Origin of the sequence: Dyella sp., from assembly GCF_035486915.1 — a bacterium.
GTDB lineage: Bacteria > Pseudomonadota > Gammaproteobacteria > Xanthomonadales > Rhodanobacteraceae > Dyella_B.
Window position 1 is genome coordinate 1 of record NZ_DATHMR010000109.1, and the last position, 5,416, is coordinate 5,416.

The following is a 5,416-nucleotide window of genomic DNA, read 5'->3' on the forward strand; positions in this document are numbered from 1 at the left end:
GGGAGAAGGAATGTCCTATGCGATGGATGGCAAGATCAATCGCATTCGCTCATCAGAAATCTTTCGACAACGTCAAATACACACCACGACGCGGCCCAAACTGCGGCGCACCCACGCCCACACCCGTACCACTGCGCAGCTCATACACGCGGTCCAGTGCATTGATCAGCGCCAACGACGTGTGCAACTTGCCAAAGCTGTCGAAGTTGAAGTCGTGCGACACATCCAGGTTGAGCTGGAAGTAATCCGGCAATGACAAGCCATTCGGTGTCAGGCCGTCTTCACGCAAGCCGCTGCCGAACAGAAAATCGGTGCCCACTTTGGTGCTGTCGTCGATCGCGTAGTTGATACCGCCCGACGATGTGTACTTCTGGTCGTGATCGAGGTGAATAAAGTTGTCTGCGATATAGGCCAGTTCGTCCGGACCGAAGTTGTACTGGCTGGTGATCACGTCCTTGCCCATCGCACGATTGAACGAGAAGTTGAAATACGCGGTGATCGGGCCGTTGTTGTAGTTGACGCTGAACTCGTTACCGCGCACCTTGCCGTATTTGTAATTGAAGGTGGAATAGATCAACGCCGTACCGAACTGGCCTTCATCCTGCAAACGGCTTACCTGGCGGTAGTAGTTATCCAGACCAATCGTCCATGACGACCCGATGTTTTGCGAAACGCCCAGATCGTAGTAATTGGAACGTTCCGTCAGCGGTGTATTGTTACCGTAGTTCTTCACCGCATTGGTGGTATTGGCGAAGACGGCAAGATCTTCGCTGGAAATCAGTTCAGTCTGCGGTGGCGTGAAATAACGCGAATAGCCGGCATGCACGGTGGTGCTTTCGGTCGCCTGCCAGACCACACCAACGCGTGGGCTCAGCTGACTCTCTTCGCGGAACGCTTCGTAACGATCGCCGCGCAGACCATAGTTCAGTGTCCAATTGTCGCTGATGTTCCACTCGTCCTGGATATACGCCGCATCCGTTTTGGCAAGAATACGATCGCTGGTAAAGATGCCCAAGGGCACGGTGCTGGTCTGCTCGCCTGCTGCATTGGCCGGGAAAACCAGCGAAGCGGTGTTGGTATAGGCGCGATCGAACTCACTGTACAAACCGTAGCGCAGCGTGTGGTCGCTCGCCCATGGCATCGAGAAGTCGGCCTGCAAGGTCGTCGCACGATCGCCCTGATTGATCTGCCCCGCCACGCCGTTGAACATCAGATCGCCGATGTCGTCAGGGTAGTACTGCAGCGCGCTGTAACGCTGGCCCACCGAGATCTGATAAGCGGTTTCGCCAAACTTACCCTGCAAGGCGATGTTCGCAAAACGCGTCTGTTCGTCCTGCCGCTCGTCCAAATTCGCGGAGTTGAAATTGGTGATATCCAGATAGCCGAACTGCGGCGTCTTGCCCGGGTTGTTTGGAATCTGGAAGCGGTTGTTGGTGACGCCGAACATCACGCTCAGGCGCGTGTCGTTGTTGATCAGGTAAGACACGTCGCCAAACGCCTTGACCTGATTGGTGCGATCGTGGATCGGGGTGCGGCTTGCCGTCGGGTTCTCGATGCCGACGTTGTTTTCCAGATAGTTGCCGGTGAAGAAATAACTCCACTTGCCACTACTGCCCCAGAACGACGCGAACGGATTGAGCGTACCGAACGAACCACCGGTAATACCCACGGTGCCGCCATTGCCCAGATCCGAACCGGTTTTTGTCGTGATGTCCACCACGGCGGCGGTGCGTTCGCCGTATTGTGCGGGCAACGCGCCGTCCAGAAGCGTGACGCTCTGGATCGTGCGCGGATCGAGTGTCTGCCCGAAGCCCGAAATCGACTCCGGAATCATGATGCCGTTGATGCGGTATTGCAGGTTGGCGTGATCGCCACGCACATGCAGCTGACCGTAGGAATCCTGCACCACGCCCGGCGCCTGCAAGATCACCTGATTCATCGGCGTGGAGGCGCCCAGCGGCAACGCCTGGATATCTTGGGCCGTGATCACGTACTGGCTGCTGCCTGTATCCGGCGAGAGCGAATTGCGCGCCTGATCCAGCGCTGCGTTGACGTTCACGGCACCCAGCTGTTTCACCTTGGAACGCTTGTTGCGATTGCCACCGCTGTCGGTCGAATCGTCTGTCGTGGTGTCATCGGCCACGCTGTCTGCAGGCGCGGCTGCGGTGGATGGCGCGTTGGCTGGCGCCGCAGTGGGTGTCGTTGTGGTTGTCGTGCTGGCGTAACTGGTTACGGCGTACAGCGCGAGGCCTAGACCTATGGCAAGCGGGGTCAATTTCATGCGTGGGTTCCGGTCGAACGGGGATCGGGCGGTGAGTTCGATATGTTATAACATTTCTATAACCGCGGCGCGCCCGTACCAGAAGTCATACCCACCGCTGATCGTTGCGTATCCATTGGGTTCGCAAGTTCATCTGGAGGTCGCCGGGTGGGGTCTATGATCCCTAAGCGATCCTCAAAGGAGCACGGCATGACCGAGCCCAGTCAGATCAAGTCCGGCACGACCAACCTGCCCGCCGTGGTCGGCCAGGACGACACCAGCAACCGCGTCACGCGTGCCATTCTCGATTTCGTCAGCCAGATTCCGGACAGCAAGGTGCACAGCGCCACCGATCCGGAAACGAAGGCCCGTCAGCTTGCGCATAGCGCCGCCAAACGTGCCGCGCTCACCGCCGGCACGCTGGCGCTGCCGCCCGGGCCGCTCGGTTGGCTCACCATCCTCCCGGAGCTGATCGCTATCTGGAAAATCCAGGCGCAGATGGTCAGCGATATCGCCGCCGCTTACGGCAAGCATGCCGAGTTGGGACGCGAGCAAATGCTGTGGTGCCTATTCCGACACACCTCGGCACAGGCTTTTCGCGATCTGGTGGTGCGACTTGGCGATCGCCTTATTTTCCGACGCGTGTCCTACAGCGTCATCGAACGCGTAGCCAAGCAGATTGGCGTGAAGATGACGCAACGTGCGCTGGGCGAAGGTCTCTCGCGCTGGATGCCGATCATCGGTGCCATTGGCGTGGGCGGTTACGCGTATTACGACACGCGTAAAGTCGCTGCCACCACAATTGCCATGTTGAAGAGCCAGATCGAAACCGCTGATGAGAGCATGCCCATCATTTCGGCATCGCAGGAAGTTCAAACCATCCGACTGAACGGGTGACGCAGCCTTGCGTTTGCGTCAAGCTGCGCGCCGTCGTCGCTTTCGTGCCGGAGCCATTGCATGAGTTCGTTCAACGAGCGCCCGGTGGCGCTGATTACCGGTGGTGCCAAACGCGTCGGCGCAGTGATTGCGCGCACCCTGCATGCGTCCGGCTACGATCTTGCGCTGCACTGCCGCCATTCGATTACCGAAGCGGAAGCGCTCGCAGCCGAACTCTCTCAACAGCGCGCAGGCAGTGTGCTGGTATTGCAAGCCGAACTCGCCGATACGCAACGCTTGCCGCAACTCATTGATGCCACGCTTGCTCGCTACGGTCGATTGGATGCGCTGATCAACAACGCTTCGGCGTTTTACGACACGCCGATCGACAAGGCCAGCATCGAGCAATGGAATAATCTGTTTGCATCGAATGCCCAGGCGCCGTTCTTTCTCACGCAAGCAGCGTTGCCCGCTTTACGCGCTGCCCACGGCGCGATTGTGAATCTCGTGGATATCTACGCGGAACGCTCGATCGCCAATTATCCGATCTACGTCATGGCCAAAGGTGCGCTCGCCGCCATGACGCGCACACTCGCGCTCGATCTCGCTCCCGATGTGCGCGTCAACGGTGTCGCACCGGGCGCGGTGATGTGGCCAAGCGACGGCAAGTCCTACGACGATCAGCAAGCCATGATGGCGCGCACACCGCTCGGACGCGCCGGTACACCGGAAGACGTTGCTGCCACGGTGCTATGGCTGTTGCGCGATGCGCCGTTTGTCACCGGACAGATCATTCGCGTCGACGGTGGCCGCAGTATCTCGATTTGAACGAGCGCGATTAAAGCGACTCGACAACCAGCGGCTCGCTTTCGGCGGGAAACTCCGCCCACAACTCCGCCATCGTGCGTCCATTCACGGGATGCCGCAGTTGTGGCGCAATGTCGGTGATCGGCTTGAGCACGAAGGCGTGCTTCAGCTCTTTGCGCGGGATATCCAGATGTCCTGGCCCCTGCGTCACCAGATCGTCGTAAAGCACGATATCCACGTCGAGCGTGCGATCGGCATAACGCGGCACATCGCGACGGCGACCGTTGCGGTCTTCCAGCGCGTGCAGCCAATCGTTGAGCGCTTCGGGCGACAGATCCGTATCCAAACTCACCGCGAGATTGATGAAGTCGGCCCCATCAAATCCAACCGCTGCACTTCGATACGCGGGCGAGATATCCAGCGCACCGAAACGTCCGCGCAACGCATCGAGCGCCACGCGTAGATAACGAACCGGCTCCACATTGGAGCCCAGACTTAGGTAAACGCGCGCCATCAGCCAGGCCGCTTACCGCGCTCGATGCAAACACCAACGGCCTTCGCACCGCGCACCGCCCCAGGCTTGGAAAGTTTCAAGCGCACCCACGTCACGCCAAATTCCTCGCGGACGATGCCGGCGCAACGCTCGGCAAGCGTTTCCACCAGACCAAAGCTCGATTCACTGACGTAGGTCATCAAACGCTTGGACACTTCTTTGTAATTGAGCGTGTCCTTGATGTCGTCCGACGCGGCCGGCACGGTGTTGTCGAAGGCCATTTCGATGTCGAGCGACAGAGTCTGACGCACACGACGCTCCCAGTCGTAAATGCCGATGACGGTGTCGATGCGCAAATCTTCGATAAAAACGATATCCATACGTGCAAGGTTCCGCGAAGCGTGTAATGCGATCAAGCAGCGGGAGGAAGTGTCTGCAAATCCCAACGCGGAAACACCTGCACGGTTTCGTCCTGGTGTTGTCCGTGCGCAAGTCGAATGGCGCCGGCCAGCGCGATCATCGCGCCGTTGTCGGTGCAGAACTGCAAGCGCGGGAAATAGGTTCGGAATCCGTCTTTGGCACCCGTGGCGGCCAGTTCTTCGCGCAAGCGGCGGTTGGCGCCGACGCCGCCGGCGATAACCAGTCGTTTCGTGTTGGTTTGCGCCAGCGCGCGCCGGCATTTGATCAGCAGCGTATCGACAATGGCTTCTTCAAACGCACGCGCGATATCGGCGCGCGTCTGCTCGCTCTTATCCGATTGCTGCCACGCCAACAGCACCTGCGTCTTCAGGCCGGAAAAACTGAAATCCAGACCGGGACGATCCGTCATCGGGCGCGAGAAACGAAACGCACCCGGCCGGCCGCTTCCGGCCAACGCGGCCAGCGCCGGACCGCCGGGATACGGCAGGCCCATCAATTTTGCTGTCTTGTCGAAGGCCTCGCCGGCGGCATCGTCCAGCGTATCGCCAAGAATCCGGTAA

General features: G+C 59.2%; 6 protein-coding genes. 2 read left to right on the forward strand and 4 right to left on the reverse strand.

The genetic code is table 11. From position 1 onward, the window contains the following. Window positions 1-52 precede the first annotated feature (52 nt). Window positions 53-2,281, reverse strand: coding sequence for a TonB-dependent receptor (locus VK725_RS08785; RefSeq protein WP_325317685.1), 2,229 nt, complete (start codon window positions 2,279-2,281; stop codon window positions 53-55). Window positions 2,282-2,470: 189 nt separating this feature from the next. Here VK725_RS08785 and VK725_RS08790 point away from each other — a divergent pair, with 189 nt between their 5' ends. Both VK725_RS08790 and VK725_RS08795 read left to right on the forward strand, forming a co-directional pair. Beyond that, on the forward strand, window positions 2,471-3,157 hold the full coding sequence (locus VK725_RS08790; RefSeq protein WP_325317686.1) for a hypothetical protein: 687 nt from the start codon (window positions 2,471-2,473) through the stop codon (window positions 3,155-3,157). A 60-nt stretch (window positions 3,158-3,217) separates the two neighbouring features. After that, window positions 3,218-3,964, forward strand: a complete 747-nt coding sequence (locus VK725_RS08795; RefSeq protein WP_325317687.1) for a pteridine reductase — start codon at window positions 3,218-3,220, stop codon at window positions 3,962-3,964. 10 nt (window positions 3,965-3,974) lie between these two features. Here VK725_RS08795 and folK read toward each other — a convergent pair whose 3' ends face one another. The 3 genes from folK to VK725_RS08810 all read right to left on the reverse strand — a co-directional run. Then, complete coding sequence (gene folK, locus VK725_RS08800) at window positions 3,975-4,457, reverse strand: 2-amino-4-hydroxy-6-hydroxymethyldihydropteridine diphosphokinase (RefSeq protein ID WP_325317688.1); 483 nt, start codon at window positions 4,455-4,457, stop codon at window positions 3,975-3,977. Then, window positions 4,457-4,816, reverse strand: coding sequence for a dihydroneopterin aldolase (gene folB / locus VK725_RS08805; RefSeq protein ID WP_325317689.1), 360 nt, complete (start codon window positions 4,814-4,816; stop codon window positions 4,457-4,459). Before folB ends, folK begins: the two co-directional genes overlap by 1 nt. Before the next feature lie 32 nt (window positions 4,817-4,848). Beyond that, window positions 4,849-5,416 (reverse strand): tRNA (adenosine(37)-N6)-threonylcarbamoyltransferase complex transferase subunit TsaD (locus tag VK725_RS08810; protein WP_414648474.1); only part of this gene is annotated, 568 nt, incomplete at its 5' end.